Source organism: Pseudomonas sp. Pso3 (genome assembly GCF_055393275.1).
In genome coordinates, this window is the sequence record NZ_AP043687.1 from 3,274,831 (window position 1) to 3,294,750 (window position 19,920).

The window sequence follows — 19,920 nt, forward strand, 5'->3', positions numbered from 1 at the left end:
GGGTCAGATCACGCCTACCGTTTCTTCCAAGTCATTATCCGAGGACGTGAATGTATTCGGAATATCAACCGTCACGTGAGTTACGTAGTTTTTCTGCTTACCTTGCGAACCCGGCAGATAAAGACTGATGCCTACGATATGTGCTTTGGCATTGAGCGACCGCCTCTCTCGGCGCGGTGCAGCGGCCACCGTCGCAGAGCGCTCATAGTGGCTGTCTTTGTCGATTAGATAGATCAGCAGTTGAGGTATTGTTCCGACGCCACCTTTAGCGCGAAGCTCTGCCACTTTTGCATTGCCGAAACCCGCGTTCGAAAGACCACTCTCTTCAAGGCCGCGGGCATCCGCCAGAAGATCCTTCGGATCTCGCAGGGCACCAATGGACACGCCTTCATCCGAACGTTTATCAGCGAAGCGGCTACGATTGACCCGACCAACAGTCTTGCCAGAAATCTCCCAGCTGTTTTCCGGTTTCGGTGAGCTGCCCGCCATCACGACGTTCCATTTCGTGTAGCCCGCGCTTTCAGCATGCTCACCGAGCCATTTCAGAAACGCTTTCATGTCGGAGAAGAACTGATTCCCTGGATGGAACGACAGCCCCTCCAAGTAACTGGCTACCAGCTGTACTTCAACATTACGCCAGACAAAGCTGTTGCTCCCCTTCAATTCGGACTTTTCAAGGTTGGCGCCTGCCGAACTCAGAAATCTCTCAGTTGACGAAAAATTGGCATTAAGCATGGCGGCAGCATCATCGCCGTCATGGAAAACGGTTGTTTGCCGATTGATTCCCGAAAAGTCGAATGTCGCCTCGATCGCTCGCTGCATCCTGTTCGCACCTGTCGGGCGAATCCAGGCGAGCCTCGCATGCACGCGAACGCGAGGCCCGAATTCCTCAGGCTTGGCGCCACCGTGCATGAAGCGTTCCAAATCGTCACGAAGCTCCTCCTCCGCAACTGTCATGAACTCGTACTTTGCTCTTGTATCATCGGTCATCCAGATGCGGGGCAACAATTCATAGCCTCTACGGTATCCAAACCAGCGCCCCATCTGCATGAGGGAATCTGCTTGTGCAGAACCGCGCAAGAAAAAGGTGCTGACCAGATTTTCAATCGTAAGCCCCCGGGAAAGAGTCCCACCGCCGATAACAATGAACGCCGTACAAAAATCCAAGCCTTGCGCCGCATCAGGGTAGAAAAGTCGCCGAATTTCGTTTTCATCGGTAACCCCGTTATTGGCGCAGTTATCAACACAGACGTGGATACCACGGTGATACGTCCGCTTAGAGTCCTCGTCTAGCTGGATAGCCGTCACCGTACCGAGAAGAGTCCGGACTTCTGCAAAAAAACTGTCAAAAGTCGGCAATTCACAAAGCTCGGAGATCCGCCCATAGTCAGGAAAACGCGATGCAAACTGCTCAACATCCAGATCTAATGAAATCCTGTCCCATACAGGGCTGAAAGTGGCGACCAACATAGACTCTTCATACTTCGACCACATTGCGAGCGTCGCCTGTACCGCTTCGCTCATCCAATGATGGTGAAGCTGCCTTGCGCTGGTATGAATCAACATGCTCACAGGCTTTGCAGCGCCGGAAAATCGCATCACTGCAACGCAGCATAAGTACCAGATTAGACTTTCTTCCAGCGCACGAGGCAGCTTCAGGTCTTCACCCTTGTGAAGGCTTCCAACCTGTTCCAGATCTTGGCCAGAGATTTGACGAATGATTCCAAGCGGTTCCTTCTCATTCTCGGCGTATCCGAAAATCTGTACAGGCCCGAAATGCTCGTCAGCCTGCGGCAACGCCGCTATGAAATCTGTAGGGTAAAGAGTATCGCCAGGTCCCTCATTGAGAAAATTGGCAGCAGGTGTAGCGGTGAATGCGACATAATTCACGCATTGCAGCGGCAAACTAATCAACTGCAGGATTAGGCCATTGATGACCGTACGTTCAGCCCTCGAAACGTCGTTCGAATTGATACCCGCCTGATCCGCTTCGTCATCAATCACCACGAGCCGCATCTGCGACATCCCTTGGGGATGCGCTTTGATCCAAGCGATGAGATGCTTGAGTCTGGCCGGGTTTTTCAGGCAAACCACAAGGTGACGGTCTCTTCGGCCGGCGTCGAACTGCATGTCCTGCGCACGGGCACCATAAGGGCTGTTCCTTGAGGGATGCTCAATTGCCTTCCAGCTGACGTTACCATCATGCTGGAACAGGTCGCCGACCAGACGCTTGCTGGTTTGTACCCGGAGGTTCTCTAGCGTCCCGGTGAGCACGACGAACAGATTCCACCGGTAGTCGGCTGCCATGGAAATCAAGCCCGCCATGTTGGCCGTCTTGCCGGACTGGACATGCCCAACCACCAGCCCTTTTACAGCCATGCGATCTTTTGTGGTCTGCCGAAGGTGCTTGAGGATGCGCACTGCAGATCTCTGAATGTTATCGACTGAAGCTTCCTTCCAGCCCTGCGCAATGAGGTACTTTCTGTATAGCTGCCAAGCGCTGCGCGGATCCTGTGGCACAGCCATGCCCGGCTCGGCCTCTTCTGCCCCGACAACGATCAAGGGTCTAGTCGCGGCTACAGATTGCTGTTCAGCCTGTTCCTTGTGCCGAACGATCCCCTTCCAGCATTCAAGACGCTCTTCCGGACTATTGCCCAGCGAAGGCCAGCCGTCCATTTCCTCCTGTAACAGGAACCAGTCATTGATTTTATCAATTGACTCTCCTAACCGGCCGAGTTTGGCGATATCTTTCCAACTCCTACCTCTCAGGCGCCAACCATCAATGAATGCGCGACATTTGTCGTAAGCTGGGTCAGTACTATAGTCGGTCATGAGCATCCTTACTGTATTCGGAAGACAACTCGAATCAGGCACATTGCACTACGTTCAAGTCAGGAGCGGAGATAGTGGCACACCACTTTCCACTTTGCCAAAAACCGCTACCAGCGGTCGTAATCAGCTACCTAGTGGACTTAGGTAAGCTATACATTTCAGAGCTTCTTGACTAAGCGTACACAAGCACTCTTGGACTTCACCCGCCACTGATCTGCTAAACCACAGCGGCTGACGAACAATTAAACATCCCATAGCAGTCGGCCATCATAAAACCTTTGGCTAGAGTGCGCCCGCTGGTGTAAATCCCACGACCGAGCGTGACTCAAGGAGGCGGGAACATCCTAAGTAATTAGCGAGCACGCGAGTACCGAGCTATCACTTTGCCATGATGGACTGGGTGGTGCAGGCTTTTGCCTACCCAATTCCCTTGGTTCCCGTTTGTCACAACGGTGCGGTGCACCACCGTGGTTTGCCCCAGAAATGGCGGACAGATAGTTGCGAGCTGCTGCTCTAGATAGCCAAGCGTCCAGTGGCGGCCACAGTGATTGTAAAAGCGGATGAAGCCGATGCGCGACACCCGCCGCAGCCGCTATATTCATACTACGGAGTATCGACCTACCAGCACCTCGATGAGGCGAAACCTTAATTAATAGCTTCCTAGAAGATGGCGAGCGCTTTTTTAATACGTTGCGCTCCAAGGTCACCTGAGCTAGCTGCTGGTGCAGTTGAGGTAGCCCCGCGCTCTCGCCGCGCTGCTTGCCATTGCCCGAAAAAGAATCTTCGCTTTAGGCACTTCCGTTTGCCCAACAGGCTTCAGCGATGCCCAACGTCTCGGCGACATAAAAAAGGGAAGTACTGGCAAGCACATGATCTACCCACTCGCGCTTGAAGGATTCGGTAAAACGTAGCCTCGTTTGGGGATTGAACCCTCCTCGCGGCGGGCATTATCCACCACAGTCAGTGTTCGCCTACCTAGGAACAGAATAAGACAGGGTGCCCCTACCCCTATATCTTGCGAAGAGCTGTTCACTCTCTTCTTCGCACTGCCTGATATATAGCACCGCATGGCCCTGTAAAAGGTCAACAGCGGTTCACGAGAGCAGTAAATCGTGTGAAGCCTCACCAAGATTGGGAGATACTAATTCCTGAGCTCAACACCAGCGCCTTTCTCATACCGGCGGATTTTGGTAACCCACATAAGAGCTCTAGGGACAAGAACGGAGACGAACGGCTAGTCGTGCTGAACGCGGTGGCCAAATCGGTCATCGAGGGGTAACGTGGCCAGGATCTGGTCTGGGTATTCCCATATGGGATGCCCAGCAGGAACGGCAAGGCGACACCGGTTCATCGGATGAACGATTCCGCCTGGACGAATTCACGGATCCGAGCAGCGAAGAAGCACCAAGAGTGCTTCCTGTGTCCGGCACCGAAGGGATTCGCCTCGATCCGCATCCACCACCTGAAGCATACCTTTGGAAGGCTTCGGGCAGCTGGCATAACCGAGGACGGTCGGCGGGCCTGCTGAGCCGTAAGAACGGCAGCATCACCAGTCACTACTCGGCGATGGAGCTGGGAAAACTGATCGATTAGGCCAACAAGATATCTGCGACGGACTTGCGAGGGCCGGTGCTGACGATACTGAGGAGGAAGGCAGGATGAAATGCCCGCAAAAGCCCCTGAAACGAAAAAGGCCAGCTCATCTCTGAACTGGCCTAAGTCGTGGAGATATTTGGTCGGGACGGAGTGATTCGAACACTCGACCCCTTGCACCCCATGCAAGTGCGCTACCAGGCTGCGCTACGCCCCGACTGTGTTCCTCTAGGGAACGGCGTGCATCTTACTGCAACGCTTTGATTAATGGAAGCTTTTTTTCACTTCTTCAGTACGACGAGGACTTCTTCGAGTTCGCTGATCATCTGGCGGATGAGCTGGTGGTACTGCGAACCCTCGTCACGGGTCTCGTCGCCCTGGGTGAGGCGCTGGCGCGCCCCGCCGATGGTGAAGCCTTCGTTGTACAGCAGCGAGCGGATCTGGCGAATCATCAGCACGTCGTGGCGCTGGTAATAGCGCCGGTTACCGCGGCGCTTCACCGGATTGAGCTGGGGAAATTCCTGCTCCCAGTAGCGCAGCACGTGCGGCTTGACCAGGCACAGGTCGCTCACCTCACCGATAGTGAAGTAGCGCTTGCCCGGTATGACCGGCAGCTCGTCGTTATGACTTGGTTCCAGCATAGGCCTCGACCCTGGCTTTCAGTTTCTGCCCGGGGCGGAAGGTCACCACACGGCGCGCCGTGATGGGTATCTCCTCCCCTGTCTTGGGATTGCGTCCGGGGCGCTGGCGCTTGTCGCGCAGGTCGAAGTTGCCGAAACCGGACAACTTGACCTGCTCGTTGCTTTCGAGCGCATGACGAATTTCTTCGAAGAACAGTTCGACCAATTCCTTGGCTTCACGTTTGTTCAGACCGAGCTCTTCAAACAGACGTTCGGCCATCTCAGCTTTCGTCAGGGCCCCCATGCGCTATTTCCTTAAGGTGGCGTTGAACCTTCTTTCCAGAGAAACGAGGATTTTCTGCGTCGTTTCGTTGACTTCTTCATCGGTTAATGTGCGCGATGGATGTTGCAAGGTCAAGCCGATGGCGACGCTTTTTCTATGTGGATCAATGCCTTTGCCTTGGTAGACGTCGAACAGACGCAGCTCTTTGAGGCCTTCTCCGGCGTTTTCGCGGATGTCGGCCAGGAGGTCGCCTGCGGCTACGGTTTCGTCCACCACCAACGCCAGGTCACGACGCACTTCGGGGAAGCGCGACAGCTCGCCAAAGCGCGGCAGGCTGCCGGTGGTCAGGGCATCCAGGGCCAGCTCGAAGAGGAACACCGGACGATCCACGTCCAGCTCGCGTGCCACTTCCGGATGCAAGGCGCCCAGGTAGCCCACCGACTGCCCTGCCCTTTCAATCAGCGCGGTCTGCCCCGGGTGCAAGGCCGGATGCTCGCCTGCGACGAAGCGGAAGTCAGAACCCGCACCCGACTGCGCCAGCAGCGCCTCGACATCGGCCTTGACGTCGAAGAAGTCCACCGCCTCACGACCGGACGACCAGCTCTCCGGCAGGCGAGAACCGCAGACGGCGCCAGCCAGGACGTTTTCCTGCACCAGGCCTTCCAGCTGACCGACGAATCTCAGACCCGACTCGAACAGCCGGACGCGGTCCTGCTGGCGGTTGAGGTTGTACTGCACAGCCTTGACCAGACCCGGCCACAGCGACGAGCGCATGGCGGCCATGTCGGTGGAGATGGGATTGGCCAGCATCACCGGCTGCGCCTCAGGGGCGAACAGACGGAAGGTCTTTTCGTCGATGAAGCTGTAGGTGATGGCTTCCTGGTAGCCGCGGGCCACCAGCAGGCGACGCAGCTGGCTCAGCTCGCCCTTGCTCTCGGGCAGGGGCTGCGGGGCCAGGCGCGCCTGGGGGAAGCGGATCGGCAGCTGGTTGTAGCCATAGAGGCGCGCCAGTTCTTCGATCAGGTCCACTTCGATGCTGATGTCGAAGCGGTGGCTGGGTACGCCCACCTGCCAACGACCGGCTTCCAGGCGGGCCACGGCCAGACCCAGGCCACTGAGCAGACGCTCGACCTGGGCATCGTCCAGGGTCAGACCCAGGACGCGCTCGATGCGCTCGGCGCGCAGCAGGATCGGCTCGACCTGCGGCAGGTGCTCGGCGCTGACCGCCTCGATCACCGGACCCGGCTCACCGCCGACGATGTCCAGCAGCAGGCGGGTCGCGCGCTCCATGGCCTTGCGCGCCAGCTCGAAGTCCACGCCCCGCTCGAAGCGGTGGGATGAATCGGTGTGCAGGCCGTAGGAACGGGCCTTGCCGGCCACGGCGATGGTGTCGAAGAAGGCGCTTTCCAGGAACAGATCACGGGTACCGGCAGCAACGCCGCTGTGCTCGCCACCCATGACGCCGGCGATGGCCAGGGCACGTTCGTGGTCGGCGATCACCAGGGTGTCGTTGCGCAGTTCGATGTCCTGGCCATCCAGCAGCACCAGGCGTTCGCCGGCATCGGCCAGGCGCACGCGGATGCCGCCCTTGATCTGGTCCAGATCGAAGGCATGCATGGGCTGACCCAGTTCGAGCATCACGTAGTTGGTGACGTCGACGGCGGCGTCGATGCTGCGCACGCCACTGCGGCGCAGACGCTCAACCATCCAGTCCGGGGTCGGGCGGGACAGGTCGACGTTCTTCACTACGCGACCCAGGTAGCGCGGGCAGGCCTGGGGAGCCAGCACCTCGACCGGACGGGTTTCCTGGTGCGTAGCCGCTACGGCCTCGACCTGCAGCGGCTCGACCGCGGCGTTGTACAGGGCACCCACTTCCCGCGCCAGACCGGCGATGGACAGACAGTCGCCGCGGTTCGGGGTCAGGTCGACGTCGATGATGGCATCGTCCAGCTGCAGGTAGCTGCGGATGCTCTCGCCCACCGGCGCGCCGGCCGGCAGCTCCAGCAGGCCGCTGTTGTCGTCGCTGATCTGCAGTTCGCTGGCCGAGCAGAGCATGCCGTGGGATTCCACGCCGCGCAGCTTGGCCTTCTTGATGGTGAAGTCGCCGGGCAGCGTGGCGCCGACGGTGGCGAAAGGCACCTTAAGGCCCGCGCGCACATTGGGCGCGCCGCAGACCACCTGGAAGGATTCCTGGCCGTTGCTGACCTGGCAGACATTGAGCTTGTCGGCATCGGGATGACGCTCGACGGAAACCACTTCGCCGACGATGACGCCCTGGAAGCTACCGGCCGCCGCTTCGACGCCGTCCACTTCCAGGCCGGCCATGGACAGCCGGGCAACCAGATCCTCGTGCGTAGCCGCAGGGTTCACCCAGCTACGCAGCCATTGTTCACTGAATTTCATAGGACTCCCGTCTGGCAGCTAGCGGAATTGCGCCAGGAAGCGCAGATCGTTGTCGAAGAAGAGGCGCAGGTCGTTGACCCCGTAGCGCAGCATGGCCAGGCGCTCGGCGCCCATGCCAAAGGCGAAGCCCTGGTACTTCTCCGGATCGATGCCGGCCATGCGCAGGACGTTGGGGTGGACCATGCCGCAGCCCAGCACCTCGAGCCAGCGCGAGGCCGGTTCGCCATCGCGACTCGGGCGGCGAATATCCACCTCGGCCGACGGCTCGGTGAAGGGGAAGTAGGAGGGACGGAAGCGGACTTCCAGCTCTTCCTCGAAGAACTCGCGCAGGAAGGTCACCAGGGTGCTCTTGAGATCGGCGAAGCTGACCTCCTCGTCGATCACCAGGCCTTCGACCTGATGGAACATCGGCGAGTGGGTCTGATCGCTGTCGCAGCGATAGACACGACCCGGACAGATGATACGGATCGGCGGCTGCTGGCTCTCCATGGTGCGGATCTGTACCGGCGAGGTGTGGGTGCGCAGCAGCATGTTGGCGTTGAAGTAGAAGGTATCGTGCATCGCCCGCGCCGGGTGGTGGCCGGGGATGTTGAGCGCTTCGAAGTTATGGTAGTCGTCTTCGATCTCGGGACCGGTGGCAACGCCATAGCCGATGTTGGCGAACAGACGCTCGATACGCTCCAGGGTGCGGGTGACCGGGTGCAGGCCACCGGAGGCCTGGCCCCGCCCGGGCAGGGTCACGTCGATGCGTTCTGCGGCGAGGCGAGCGGCCAATGCGGCCTGCTCCAGCGTCGCCTTGCGGCTGTTGATTGCGTCCTGGACACGTTCCTTGGCGGCGTTGATCAGCGCGCCAGCCTGGGGACGCTCCTCAGCGGTGAGGTGGCCCAGGGTCTTCATGATCTGGGTCAGCTCACCCTTCTTGCCCAGGTAATTGACCCGGAGCTGTTCCAGGGCATTGGTGTCTTCGGTGTGCCGCACGGCCTCCAGTGCTTGGGAGACCAGCGCATCCAGGTTTTCCATCTAGGGACTCCAGATACAAAATAGGGGAAGAGCTATGAGGCTCTTCCCCTATTGATAACGTTGCTTCGCGCCAGAGGCGCGAGATTGCCGGGGGGCTTAAGCCAGCGAAGCTTTAGCTTTCTCGACAATCGCAGCAAACGCCGCTTTTTCGTTCACGGCCAGATCGGCCAGTACCTTACGGTCGATCTCGATGGCCGCTTTCTTCAGGCCGGCGATCAGACGGCTGTAGGACAGACCGTTGATACGAGCACCAGCGTTGATACGAGCGATCCACAGAGCGCGGAACTGACGCTTCTTCTGACGGCGGTCACGGTAGGCGTATTGGCCTGCCTTGATTACCGCTTGCTTAGCGACGCGGAAGACGCGCGAACGGGCCCCGTAGTAGCCTTTGGCGAGCTTCAGGATTTTCTTGTGACGGCGACGAGCGATGACGCCACGCTTAACACGAGCCATGAGTAACTTCCTCTAAATTCTTGACCAGGATTAACGAAGGCGCAGCATGCGCTCGACCTTTTGGACGTCGGATGCATGCATCAGCGACGTACCGCGCAGCTGACGCTTACGCTTGGTGGTCATCTTGGTCAGAATGTGGCTCTTGAAAGCGTGCTTGTGCTTGATGCCACCAGCAGTTTTCACGAAGCGCTTTGCAGCGCCGCTTTTAGTTTTCATCTTTGGCATGTTCGGATACTCCGCATTGAGTGATTACGCATAACAGCAAGGCCTGCCAGTGCCCTGGTAGTTACTTTTTCTTCTTGGGGGCGATGACCATGATGAGTTGGCGTCCTTCCATCTTAGGATGCTGCTCAACGGCGCCATGTTCGGCGAGGTCAGCTTCGACCCGCTTCAACAGCTCCATGCCCAGCTCCTGGTGGGCCATCTCCCGGCCGCGGAATCTCAACGAGACCTTGGCCTTGTCCCCCTCGGTTAGGAAACGTACCAGGTTGCGTAGTTTTACCTGGTAATCCCCTTCTTCCGTCCCTGGACGAAACTTGATTTCTTTGACCTGAGCCTGCTTCTGGTTCTTCTTCGCCGCCGCGACTTGCTTCTTCTTCTCGAAGACGTGCTTGCCGTAGTCCATGATCCGGCAGACCGGGGGTACGGCGTCGGCGGTGATTTCCACCAGATCCAGCTTGGCGTCTTCAGCAGCCTGCAGGGCCTCCTGGATGGAGACGATGCCTACTTGCTGACCATCGGCGCCAATAAGGCGAACTTCCCGGGCGGTGATATTTTCGTTGATCGGTGCCCGGGGGGCGGCTCGCTTGTCTTGTCTCATGTCACGCTGCTTGATAGTGATTACTCCGAATCTTGCCGGCCACGCCGGGAAACCGCTTGCGTGAGCAGCTCGCGGAAACGCTCGATGGGCATGGAGCCCAGATCAACGCCTTCACGGGTACGCACGGCAACGGATCGTGTCTCAACCTCCCGGTCTCCAATGACCAGGAGATAGGGAACCTTGAGCAAAGTATGCTCGCGGATTTTAAAGCCGATCTTCTCGTTTCTCAAGTCGGCTTTGGCCCGGAAGCCCTCAGCGTTCAATTCGCCGACGACCTGCTGGGCAAAATCGGCCTGCTTGTCGGTGATATTGAGCACCACCGCCTGGGTCGGGGCGAGCCAGGCCGGGAACAGACCGGCATAGTGCTCGATGAGCATGCCGATGAAGCGCTCGAAGGAGCCGAGGATGGCGCGGTGCAGCATTACCGGACGCTGACGGCTGTTGTCCTCGGAGATGTAGCTGGCGTCGAGGCGCTCCGGCAGGTTCGGATCGTACTGCAGGGTACCGCACTGCCAGTTACGACCCAGGCAGTCCTTGAGGGTGAACTCGATCTTCGGCCCGTAGAAGGCGCCCTCGCCCGGCTGGTATTCCCACTCCAGACCCGAGGCATCCAGCGCATCGGCCAGAGCCTTCTCGGCGCGATCCCACAGCTCTTCGGAGCCGACGCGCTTGGCCGGGCGCGTGGAGAGCTTCATGATCACGTCGGTGAAACCGAAGTCGGCATAGACCTGCAGGGTCAGCTTGATGAAATCGGCCGCTTCCTTCTCCACCTGCTCTTCGGTACAGAAGATATGGGCGTCGTCCTGGGTGAAGCCACGCACGCGCATGATGCCGTGCAGGGCGCCGGACGGCTCGTTGCGGTGGCAGGCACCGAATTCGGCCAGGCGCAGCGGCAGGTCGCGGTAGGACTTCAGCCCCTGGTTGAACACCTGCACGTGGCAGGGGCAGTTCATGGGCTTGACCGCGAAGTCGCGGTTTTCCGAGGCCGTGGTGAACATGTTCTCGGCGTAGTTGGACCAGTGCCCCGAACGTTCCCAGAGGATGCGATCAACCACCTGGGGCGTCTTGATCTCCTGGTAGCCGTGCTCGCGCTGGACCTTGCGCATGTACTGCTCGAGCACCTGGTAGACGGTCCAGCCGTTGGCGTGCCAGAACACCATGCCGGGCGCTTCTTCCTGCAAGTGGAAGAGATCCAGCTGCTTGCCGATGCGGCGGTGGTCGCGCTTCTCGGCTTCCTCGATGCGCTGGATGTAGGCCGCCAGCTGCTTCTTGTCCGCCCAGGCGGTGCCATAGATGCGCTGCAGCTGCTCGTTCTTGGCGTCGCCACGCCAGTAGGCGCCGGACAGCTTGGTCAGCTTGAACGCCTTAAGGAAGCGGGTGTTGGGCACGTGCGGGCCCCGGCACATGTCGACGTATTCCTCGTGGTAGTACAGGCCCATGGCCTGCTCCTCGGGCATGTCGTCGATCAGGCGCAGCTTGTACTCCTCACCCCGGGCCTTGAACACCTCGATGACCTCGGCGCGCGGCGTCACCTTCTTGATGACGTCGTAGTCCTTGTCGATCAGCTCGCGCATCCGCGTCTCGATGGCCGAGAGGTCATCCAGGGTAAAGGGACGCTCGAAGGAGATGTCGTAGTAGAAGCCTTCGTCGATCACCGGACCAATGACCATCTTGGCGGTCGGGAACAGCTGCTTGACCGCATGACCCACCAGGTGGGCGCAGGAGTGGCGGATGATCTCCAGGCCGTCCTCGTCCTTCGCGGTGATGATCTGCAGGTTGGCATCCTGCTCGATGAGATCGCTGGCATCGCGCAGCTGGCCATCGACGCGACCGGCGATGGTGGCCTTGGCGAGACCGGCACCAATGGACTGGGCGACTTCGGCTACGGTGACGGGCTTGTCGAATGGACGTTGGCTACCGTCGGGGAGAGTAATGACAGGCATGGCGCCTCCTCAACTCAGTGGTGACCCATACCAAGGGCCACATGGTGGGATTGGCCAGTAAGCAGCCGCACCGCTGGAAATCCCGCCGCACAGTGGCAGGGCCGCAAGGCATTCCGGGCGACGCGAAAGGATCACTGGAAAGTTTGGGACGGAAATCCTTTCAGAAACTGAGACCTGGCGCAACCTCGAGAGGAACAGTCGCCGGCTCAACGGGCCGCGTCGGGGTACTTCTTGAGGAACTGCTTCTGCATTTCCTGGCAATTTTCCATGAGCGCCTGGCGATCGGCCGGCGAGGTTTCCGGGGCATTGGCCCGCGCCAGGCACTGATCGATGGCCTGCTGCTCGTTGGCCCGATTGGCCGGCGTCGCATTGTGGCGATAGACATAGATGATGGAGCCGAAGACCACGACCGCGAACAGGATCGATAGCAGGATCAATCCCAGGCAGCCGCCTTTACCGATCTGCCGCCCTTCACCACCCTGCGTCATCACTCTCTCCTCGCGGTAACGGGCCCTGCTCGCGCCTTGGCCAAGCAACGAAGCCCCAAAAAAATCGTCTGCCAGTCTACGTGAAAACCCCGGGCATCACGACCGAGGCACGCGGTCACACCCGCCCGAGCAATCGGCAGAACCTTTATTCGCACTTCCAGAAAGTTCTAACGCGCAAACCAGACTCACGCCCGCCCTGATCAATTCCGCCCTTCAATCAAGGCGCGGAAAGATCACGCGCAGTTAGCTGTGCCAACTTGTTAAGCGGCTATTCAAGAAAAGCCCCGCACCTATTAATCCAGTGTTAAGCGATACGGCGGAGTATCGATTCCAGGCACTACAGAACCTGGTTCTGGTACCTGAGCGATAGCCTTACTTCAATTGCATATCCGCTGGAGGCAGCAAATGAACGTCAAGAATAAACTGGCAAAGAGCATGCTGGTCGTCGCCATCGTAGCCGCCTGCTCGTCTGCGGCCATCGCCGCGAACCAAGCCCCCTCGGCAAACGAACTGGGCAGCTTCCAGGCCCTGTCCACCCAGGGGCAACGGGCCTTTACCGACATCTCCGCCGCACGCCTGGAACTCTTCCAGGGGCAAACGAAGCAGGCAGTGTCCCATGTCAAGGACGCCCAGCAGGCACTCAAACTTGCGCAATCGGACAATACCGCGCTGAAAAAAGCCGCGAGCGAATTGCAGGTCAAGGATAATCAGGGCAAGGCCGATACCAGCACTACCGTAACGTCCTGGCTACCCATCTGGGGCGATACCGTAGTACAGGACAGTTACATGGCCAGCCCACAGAAAGTTAAGGCCGTGGCCGATGCCAATAACAAACTCAAGCATGGCGACGCCAAGGGTGCTGCAGAAACCTTGCGCCTGGCCGATGTGGATATCGACACGGCCATCGCCCTGGCACCGCTCAAGCAGACCATGACGGACGTCGACCAGGCGGCCAAGCAATTGGCCAGCGACAAGTTCTATGAGGCCAACCTGACGCTCAAGCAGGTTCAGGATGGCGTGCGCTACGCCTCGACGGCCCTGGACTTCACGGCGAACAAGCATGGGCTGCAGCCGGCAGGCTCCTTCACCGAGACCGTTACCCCGAGCAGCTGATGGCTTGGCAGGGGCAACAGGGCGATCGCAGGGTCGCCCTGTTAAACGACCCGACACCTAGCAAGTCCGCCTCGACCCCAGCGTGCGGAGCAGCCAGACACGAAAGGGGCGATCTCTCGGATCGCCCCTTTTCCATTACCCGCCACCGAGGCGGATATTGTTACCAGGTCCAACTGACCCAAACCCTACCCCTCCCGCACGAGCCTCGGCGAGACCTGTCCACAGCCGCTGACGCATGAACTTCAAGGTGCCGGACATAGACTGGCGCTGAAGGAGAGGCCGTCGGCGTGCGACTGCACCTGAGCCTGTCGCCATGCTGAGACTCCGCCCGCCCACGGATTCGCACAGGCTTCCACCCCCTCCCCGCAGGCAGAGCTACCCGGTCCTGCCGAGATACCTCGATGCCAGCCAGTCTCTAACCCACCCGGATCAGGCACGGCCTTCGCGCGCCGCAGATACAGCCGTGATATGCACGATTGTGCGTATTCTTGCTCAATCATGCATGATCAGCTAACACTGGTATGAGGTGTGATCACCCCTACTGTCACTTTTTTCCGGAGCCTCTCCAATGCAACACGTGGAACTCGCCGCACAACAGCCTTCGGGAGCGATCGAGCAATGGGCGACCCGCGCTGGCTTCCTCATTGCGGGTTCTGCCATGGCCGCCTGGGCACCCCTAGTGCCCGTCGCCAAGGCGAGGATCGGCGCCGATGATTCGACGCTTGGCCTTCTCCTACTTTGCCTGGGCCTGGGATCCATTGTCGCGATGCCCATCGTTGGCATCCTCGCCAGCCGCTTCGGGTGCCGCGCGGTGATCGCGACCAGCTCGGTAGCACTCGCCCTGGTGCTGCCGCTGCTTGCCGTCGCCGATTCGATCTTCGGCATGGCCATCGCCCTGGCCCTGTTCGGGGCAAGCGTTGGCGCGCTGGATGTCGCGATCAACATTCAGGCCGTGATCGTCGAGAAGGACAGTGGTCGCAACATGATGTCCGGCTTCCACGGCCTGTTCAGTGTCGGCGGGATCGTCGGCGCCGGCGGCATGAGCGTTCTGCTGGGGGCTGGAATCCAACCGCTGGTGGCGACCCTGGTGTTCAGCGCGCTGCTGATCGTGCTACTCGCGGTCTCGATCAAGGGTCTGCTGCCCTACGGCAATCATGACGCCGGACATACCCCGTTGTTCACACTGCCGCGCGGGATCGTCGCCTTCATCGGCTTGCTCTGTTTTCTGATCTTTCTCGGCGAAGGCGCGATCCTGGACTGGAGCGCCCTGTTCCTGATCGATACGCATGGTGTCGACCGGGCGCAGGCCGGCTTCGGTTACACGGTATTTGCCTTGGCGATGACCATTGGCCGCCTGACCGGCGACTGGATCGTTAAGACGTTGGGCGGCCTGAAAGTGGTCGTAGGCGGCGGCCTGCTCGCCGCGGCAGGCTTCCTGATGGCGGTCCTGGCACCCACCCAGCCCTTTGCCTTCGCAGGCTTTCTGCTGGTTGGCCTCGGGGCTTCCAACATCGTCCCCGTGCTCTTCAGTGCCGCCGGACGGCAGACCCGGATGCCTGCAAGCCATGCCATTGCAGCGATCACCACCATCGGGTATGCCGGCATTCTCATCGGTCCGGCCGCGATCGGCTTCGTCGCGCAGCACTGGAGCCTGAGTGCAGCGCTGCTACTGGTGGGTGGCGGGATGGCGTTCGTTGCACTCACCTGGCCGATGACCGCCCGGCAGCGAGACGCCTAGCGCCTCGCCTTCGCCGAGGCAAAGGCCAGGGCCAGGGCCAGGGCCAGGGCCGAGCAGTATGTCGCCAGGACTCATCTGAAGCCCTCACCGCTGCCACCCCCAATAAAACCCCAAACGAAAAAAGGCGACCCTTTCGGATCGCCTTTTTTCTTACCCGCCAGCAGTGCGGGTTTTGTTTGGTAGGCACGATTGGATTCGAACCAACGACCCCCACCATGTCAATTTCCAGAGAGATCAATAGGTTATGCGGCTTGCAGAGGCTCCCTTCACTACAGGAACCTCATCATGGCAACGCTCAGACAACTCCCCTCAGGTAGCTGGAACGCTCAGGTACGCATAAAAGGACAGGCTCCCCAATCCAAGACCTTCAAGACAGAACAGGAGGCGACCCTCTGGGCTTCCTCTATAGAGGCAGAGTGTCGGAGCGTGAAGGTGCATACGGTGGCTAGCATTGGAGCCCTGTACGTGGAGACCTTGCTTGCCAGGAAAGGCAGCTACCACCATGCCCTAGCTCGCCTCAAGCATCTGGCTAGCGTCTTCCCTATGCCCATGGACCAGATAACAAAGGGCATGGTGAACGAGTACAAGCACAAGCGGCTAGAGAAGGTGAAGCCTGCCACCTGTAGGACAGAGCTTGAGTTCCTGTCTCGCCTCTTTAAGTACGCCAGAAGGGAGCTTCTGCTAGACATAGCCAACCCCCTTACAGACATAGCCCTACCAAAGCCATCCAAGCCTAGCGACAAGGTGGTCAGCCAAGGGGAGCTGATGAAGCTCCTATCTGCCCTCTCCCCTACCACCAGACTCATCACAGAGCTAGCCTATGAAACAGCTATGCGTAGATCGGAGATAGTGACGCTCAGGCTTGAGCACCTACACCTAGAGGACAGGCTTGTAGACGTAGTGGACGGGAAGAACGGGACACGCTCAGTACCCCTCACTATGCGAGCTGTAGCCCTCTTCCATGACGCTATAGCGCTCAGTAAGAAGAAACGTATAGGTATGGGTAGGCTGTTCAAGATACAGGCTCATAGCGTCTCCCAGGCTGTCAGGAAGGCCAGGATCAAGCTAGGTATGGATGAGAGTGTACGCCTACACCAGCTAAGGCATACACGCATTACCAACGTAGCCAAGAAGGGCTTCAATAACGCTCAGATTATGATTGTGTCAGGGCATAGGGACACTAGGTCTGTAGCTAGATATAGCCACCTCAACGCTAAGGATGTCCTACACCTTATTGATTAACGACTATAAGGCGACAGACACAAGGGGTTAGCTGTAATGGCTAGCCCTTTTTGTTATGCAATGGAGAACCTAGCAGCATTCACGCTAGAAAATGATTTCTGTAAATGCGCTTAGGCATTTCTAATTGAGATAGAGAGGAAGTAATACCCCACTCTCTTCTACACCAACCGAGCCAATCTAACTCTAGCCAAGCAATGTGATGACTTACGTACCAGTGACACTACCATCATAAGCTGCGCTGGATAGAGCCGTCTTACCCAGTAATCTCGCGGCTTCCAGCCGCTTTAGGCTATATGTTCTCCCCTTCTAAACCCGCAACCCTATTGTCTATAAGACTGCTACGACAGGCGAGTGCTGTATAGGTGTGCTCGCCCTCCCTGAGGGCTATAGATAATTACGCATTAAAACTTATAAAAGCATAAAAATTAGTGAACTAAATTTAGACTTTAGTTGTCTTACACACTTTAAATAATTCTAAAGATTTGAGGCCGAAGGCCGATAAGAATAATAGTAGACATAATGCTCTGCCTAGCAATGCTAGGCATGGCGACCTTAGTCGCTGCAGCTTAGGCTTAATGATGCTTTATTGCGTCAAGAAGATAATCTAGGCAGGTACTCGCGAACGCCACAGGCGTGAGCTTCTAGCAACGCTCATAGCGTCACCATCACAGGCATGAGTGAACCCGAATTCAGCATGCAGACGCATGAGTTTCATTACGCTAACCATGGAATAGCTAGAGCCTACGGCTCGCCGATATTTCATCTTTCTTTGACCCCTTTTGTCCAGAATTTCAGTAATACACTATGTTAATAGTGAGGAACGCAGTGTAACGGAGTGACGAACATTAACCAATGTGATAGAACATTGTTAAGAGTATTCTCGCGGCGTTAGCCGCTTAAGAGAGTGCTCCTAAGAATCTTTCTAGGCACACCATAACCTTAAAGGTTCTCCCAGCCTTGGCGTCTTGGATGGACGCTAACAAGCTGGGAATTTATTTACCTAAATCTCATACCTGACACATGTAGGGTATCAACCTATAAGGGTAAGAGTAGTCCCACGCAATAACCTTCCCTTTCAGGGAAGAACATTGGTGGGTGAATAAGAGCAAGAGCAGGAATTTTCTTTTCTATTTATATACTGCGCTAATTCAGGCGGATACGCTAGAAACCTTCTAGTCGTTTCTCCCCTTTATATACTGCGCTATTAAATTACAGGTAAGCATATGCAGCACATCATCCAAGATTTGGTTGAGCTTATGCGTGAGCAGTCGTACGAGTTTGCTGGAGCTAACCTCTACCCTGTACGCATAAAGCGTAATGAAATTATAACCGTGCGTACTGAGAACAAACGACTTCTAATAGTTAATCGCTCTACTGGAGAAATCATAGGGGAGCTACACATAGAACTGAACCTAATGAAGGCAGCTTGATGGATTATTCAAACAATGAAAGCTTTGAGCGTTGGAGACAATCCCTCACGCAAGGGGACCTAGAGAAAGCACAGACTGCCATTACCAGCTCTAAGCGAAAGAAAGCACAGGAGGTAAATAAGACTGTCGAGCGTACCTCTTTAACTCGTGGACCTAAACCAATCTCGACACCTAACCCTCTGTATAAGCACCTCATCTGGGCTGAAGACATCAAGCACAGGACCGAGCACGGCTACAGCGTTAAATGGTTTGATGATTATGTCTATGGAGCTTGCTACGTATCTGCTGGAGTTTCATCTAGCGGAGAACTCAACGTTAGCCCCAAGCATGTCAGATATGCATTGATGATGCCTGAAATTAGTACGTCATCCTGTAAGCATGAGGCTATGAGCAAGCGGACGGCACAGTTAGTAGCTCAGTCAACGCGGTGTGCTCTGGAAGGTATACAGAACTACCTAGCGTCTAGCCCCCGGGCGTTCTTTGAGTTGGCTAAGACCAAGAAGCTTGAAGAGATGGTTTGCTATGACGCTTCTAGCAAACCCTATGGGGATAGCCTTGCCATCTACAAGGACGGTGACTACCTAGCGTATGGCCTAGCACGTCAGCAAGAGACATTAGGGAAAGTCCTCTCCCCTGCTTAATACACATTACGCAATGCTGAACACCTGAGGATTTCTACTAGATACATCCTGGCGGATTTGGCTTGATCTAATTTAGGAAAACACAATGACCAACAAGGCAACGATCCTCGCTGGCTACAGCGTTGAGGAGCAGGCCCTAATTGAAAGGGTTTACTCCAAGATCAACTCAACCAACAAGAAAGCATTCTTAGCAATCATCCGAGCTAACGAACTAGAGAACGGATGGGCAAGAGTTACCATTGAGGACTTCTCTACAGCCACACATGTAAGTCAGACCTCAATTGGTAGGGCATTAGGGACAATGCAAAAGCACGGCATCATTGCCATTAGGAAATATCGACTTAAAGGCACCAATGCCTTACGCAATGAATACAGGATAAACACACCTAAAGACATTATCGCCCTCCATAAAAATCAATAAGGAACAAATCATGAGCAAGCAAATCACCACCACCGTACTCAAGCAAGTAGCTAGTGAAATGGGAATTAGCCCAATTGAAGCCTTTGAGCAACTCCAGGCGAAGGGTTATGAGCTAGTCGACTATCAAGAACCCACCACTCAGAAAGGCACTCTCGAAAGCACTGCTAAGCAGAAGAGCGCGTGGGAACTGGCTAAGCAATCCACCAACGAACGTCTAGCTAATGATCCTTGGCTCAAGGCTATGAATCAGACCGCTGCTATGGAAGCTGAGCGTAAAGCCAAATGGAAGGAGATGAATTCCAGCAAAGCTGTGAAGGTTGCTGAGGATGGCTCTATCAATATCGACAACAAGAAAGGTTCTGTACTTGGTAGCGCTAGGGATGAAGTGGCTTTGATGGCCGCCATTCGCAACCAATACAACAACCAATAAGGAGAGCCACCATGGCACTATTTGAAGATGAGAAGCTGGAAGAGCAATACCGTAAGGCACGAGAGGCTAAGCGTCTTGAAGAGCAAGCATACGTCTTTAAGGCTAACGCTAGCTTGATGAGCGAAAGCTCCTATCGTGGTGTTAAGTATGGAACCACTCAGTATTCCACCATTGTAGTTCTAGGTCTTGAGTACACAACCAAACCTGCCCCTATAGAGCTAACTGGTAGCGTCTACACCAACAAGACAATTCTACACAAAACCATTGATGACCTGATTAGCGCTAAAAAGCTAACTGAGGTGGTAGATGGTTAGCCTTACAGAAAAAGTAGAAGCCAATCAGCTAGCTTCTGAACTATTTCTTCTAGCTGATAAGCATAAGAGCTATTCACCCTTGCTAAATGAGATAGCTTTTCAAGTGGTGAGAGGCAGGGAGCTGAACGAAGAAGAC

General features: G+C 56.8%; 16 protein-coding genes, 1 tRNA gene and 1 pseudogene. 7 read left to right on the forward strand and 11 right to left on the reverse strand.

Annotated features, from left to right (window positions below; translation table 11 throughout):
- Positions 1–3: 3 nt before the first annotated feature.
- Entirely contained in the window at positions 4–2,832 is a 2,829-nt protein-coding gene (locus tag ACZ5R1_RS15505) for a Z1 domain-containing protein (RefSeq protein ID WP_464712513.1), read from the reverse strand.
- Positions 2,833–3,833: 1,001 nt separating this feature from the next.
- Here ACZ5R1_RS15505 and ACZ5R1_RS15510 point away from each other — a divergent pair.
- Positions 3,834–4,494, forward strand: a pseudogene (locus ACZ5R1_RS15510) (tyrosine-type recombinase/integrase); the annotation flags it as partial.
- Positions 4,495–4,565: 71 nt separating this feature from the next.
- Here the strand turns inward: ACZ5R1_RS15510 and ACZ5R1_RS15515 are convergent.
- From ACZ5R1_RS15515 to ACZ5R1_RS15560, 10 genes are all read right to left on the reverse strand, one after another.
- Positions 4,566–4,642: transfer RNA gene (locus ACZ5R1_RS15515), tRNA-Pro, on the reverse strand.
- Positions 4,643–4,706: 64 nt separating this feature from the next.
- A complete protein-coding gene (locus tag ACZ5R1_RS15520) occupies positions 4,707–5,066 on the reverse strand; it encodes a MerR family transcriptional regulator (protein ID WP_007159195.1) in 360 nt (119 codons plus the stop codon).
- The gene (gene ihfA, locus ACZ5R1_RS15525; protein ID WP_007159196.1) at positions 5,047–5,349 is read right to left on the reverse strand and encodes an integration host factor subunit alpha; all 303 of its coding nucleotides are present in this window, start codon (positions 5,347–5,349) and stop codon (positions 5,047–5,049) included. Before ihfA ends, ACZ5R1_RS15520 begins: the two co-directional genes overlap by 20 nt.
- A gap of 3 nt (positions 5,350–5,352) precedes the next feature.
- Entirely contained in the window at positions 5,353–7,731 is a 2,379-nt protein-coding gene (gene pheT, locus ACZ5R1_RS15530) for a phenylalanine--tRNA ligase subunit beta (protein ID WP_288504285.1), read from the reverse strand.
- A gap of 18 nt (positions 7,732–7,749) precedes the next feature.
- Positions 7,750–8,751 (reverse strand): phenylalanine--tRNA ligase subunit alpha, encoded by a 1,002-nt coding sequence (gene pheS, locus ACZ5R1_RS15535; RefSeq protein ID WP_017638834.1) that lies wholly within the window; start codon positions 8,749–8,751, stop codon positions 7,750–7,752.
- 96 nt (positions 8,752–8,847) lie between these two features.
- Positions 8,848–9,204 (reverse strand): 50S ribosomal protein L20, encoded by a 357-nt coding sequence (gene rplT / locus ACZ5R1_RS15540; protein ID WP_007159199.1) that lies wholly within the window; start codon positions 9,202–9,204, stop codon positions 8,848–8,850.
- Positions 9,205–9,234: 30 nt separating this feature from the next.
- The gene (gene rpmI, locus ACZ5R1_RS15545) at positions 9,235–9,429 is read right to left on the reverse strand and encodes a 50S ribosomal protein L35 (protein WP_007159200.1); all 195 of its coding nucleotides are present in this window, start codon (positions 9,427–9,429) and stop codon (positions 9,235–9,237) included.
- 61 nt (positions 9,430–9,490) lie between these two features.
- Entirely contained in the window at positions 9,491–10,024 is a 534-nt protein-coding gene (infC, locus tag ACZ5R1_RS15550) for a translation initiation factor IF-3 (RefSeq protein ID WP_007159201.1), read from the reverse strand.
- 20 nt (positions 10,025–10,044) lie between these two features.
- On the reverse strand, positions 10,045–11,967 hold the full coding sequence (gene thrS, locus ACZ5R1_RS15555) for a threonine--tRNA ligase (protein WP_278387441.1): 1,923 nt from the start codon (positions 11,965–11,967) through the stop codon (positions 10,045–10,047).
- Positions 11,968–12,173: 206 nt separating this feature from the next.
- A complete protein-coding gene (locus ACZ5R1_RS15560; RefSeq protein ID WP_007159203.1) occupies positions 12,174–12,455 on the reverse strand; it encodes a hypothetical protein in 282 nt (93 codons plus the stop codon).
- A gap of 405 nt (positions 12,456–12,860) precedes the next feature.
- Here ACZ5R1_RS15560 and ACZ5R1_RS15565 point away from each other — a divergent pair, with 405 nt between their 5' ends.
- From ACZ5R1_RS15565 to ACZ5R1_RS15590, 6 genes are all read left to right on the forward strand, one after another.
- Complete coding sequence (locus ACZ5R1_RS15565) at positions 12,861–13,568, forward strand: YfdX family protein (protein WP_042135821.1); 708 nt, start codon at positions 12,861–12,863, stop codon at positions 13,566–13,568.
- A 568-nt stretch (positions 13,569–14,136) separates the two neighbouring features.
- On the forward strand, positions 14,137–15,306 hold the full coding sequence (locus ACZ5R1_RS15570; protein ID WP_288406689.1) for an MFS transporter: 1,170 nt from the start codon (positions 14,137–14,139) through the stop codon (positions 15,304–15,306).
- A 285-nt stretch (positions 15,307–15,591) separates the two neighbouring features.
- The gene (locus ACZ5R1_RS15575) at positions 15,592–16,548 is read left to right on the forward strand and encodes a tyrosine-type recombinase/integrase (RefSeq protein ID WP_464712514.1); all 957 of its coding nucleotides are present in this window, start codon (positions 15,592–15,594) and stop codon (positions 16,546–16,548) included.
- 2,156 nt (positions 16,549–18,704) lie between these two features.
- The gene (locus ACZ5R1_RS15580) at positions 18,705–19,040 is read left to right on the forward strand and encodes a hypothetical protein (protein WP_464712515.1); all 336 of its coding nucleotides are present in this window, start codon (positions 18,705–18,707) and stop codon (positions 19,038–19,040) included.
- Between the two features lie 10 nt (positions 19,041–19,050).
- Entirely contained in the window at positions 19,051–19,470 is a 420-nt protein-coding gene (locus ACZ5R1_RS15585; protein WP_464712516.1) for a hypothetical protein, read from the forward strand.
- Between the two features lie 11 nt (positions 19,471–19,481).
- Positions 19,482–19,784, forward strand: a complete 303-nt coding sequence (locus tag ACZ5R1_RS15590; RefSeq protein WP_464712517.1) for a hypothetical protein — start codon at positions 19,482–19,484, stop codon at positions 19,782–19,784.
- The last annotated feature ends 136 nt before the right edge of the window (positions 19,785–19,920 follow it).

Coding starts and splice junctions, on each gene's coding strand:
- ACZ5R1_RS15505 (WP_464712513.1), bottom strand. CDS start 2,832: ATGACCGACTATAGTACTGACCCAGCTTACGACAAATGTCGCGCATTC.
- ACZ5R1_RS15520 (WP_007159195.1), bottom strand. CDS start 5,066: ATGCTGGAACCAAGTCATAACGACGAGCTGCCGGTCATACCGGGCAAG.
- ihfA (WP_007159196.1), bottom strand. CDS start 5,349: ATGGGGGCCCTGACGAAAGCTGAGATGGCCGAACGTCTGTTTGAAGAG.
- pheT (WP_288504285.1), bottom strand. CDS start 7,731: ATGAAATTCAGTGAACAATGGCTGCGTAGCTGGGTGAACCCTGCGGCT.
- pheS (WP_017638834.1), bottom strand. CDS start 8,751: ATGGAAAACCTGGATGCGCTGGTCTCCCAAGCACTGGAGGCCGTGCGG.
- rplT (WP_007159199.1), bottom strand. CDS start 9,204: ATGGCTCGTGTTAAGCGTGGCGTCATCGCTCGTCGCCGTCACAAGAAA.
- rpmI (WP_007159200.1), bottom strand. CDS start 9,429: ATGCCAAAGATGAAAACTAAAAGCGGCGCTGCAAAGCGCTTCGTGAAA.
- infC (WP_007159201.1), bottom strand. CDS start 10,024: ATGAGACAAGACAAGCGAGCCGCCCCCCGGGCACCGATCAACGAAAAT.
- thrS (WP_278387441.1), bottom strand. CDS start 11,967: ATGCCTGTCATTACTCTCCCCGACGGTAGCCAACGTCCATTCGACAAG.
- ACZ5R1_RS15560 (WP_007159203.1), bottom strand. CDS start 12,455: ATGACGCAGGGTGGTGAAGGGCGGCAGATCGGTAAAGGCGGCTGCCTG.
- ACZ5R1_RS15565 (WP_042135821.1), top strand. CDS start 12,861: ATGAACGTCAAGAATAAACTGGCAAAGAGCATGCTGGTCGTCGCCATC.
- ACZ5R1_RS15570 (WP_288406689.1), top strand. CDS start 14,137: ATGCAACACGTGGAACTCGCCGCACAACAGCCTTCGGGAGCGATCGAG.
- ACZ5R1_RS15575 (WP_464712514.1), top strand. CDS start 15,592: ATGGCAACGCTCAGACAACTCCCCTCAGGTAGCTGGAACGCTCAGGTA.
- ACZ5R1_RS15580 (WP_464712515.1), top strand. CDS start 18,705: ATGACCAACAAGGCAACGATCCTCGCTGGCTACAGCGTTGAGGAGCAG.
- ACZ5R1_RS15585 (WP_464712516.1), top strand. CDS start 19,051: ATGAGCAAGCAAATCACCACCACCGTACTCAAGCAAGTAGCTAGTGAA.
- ACZ5R1_RS15590 (WP_464712517.1), top strand. CDS start 19,482: ATGGCACTATTTGAAGATGAGAAGCTGGAAGAGCAATACCGTAAGGCA.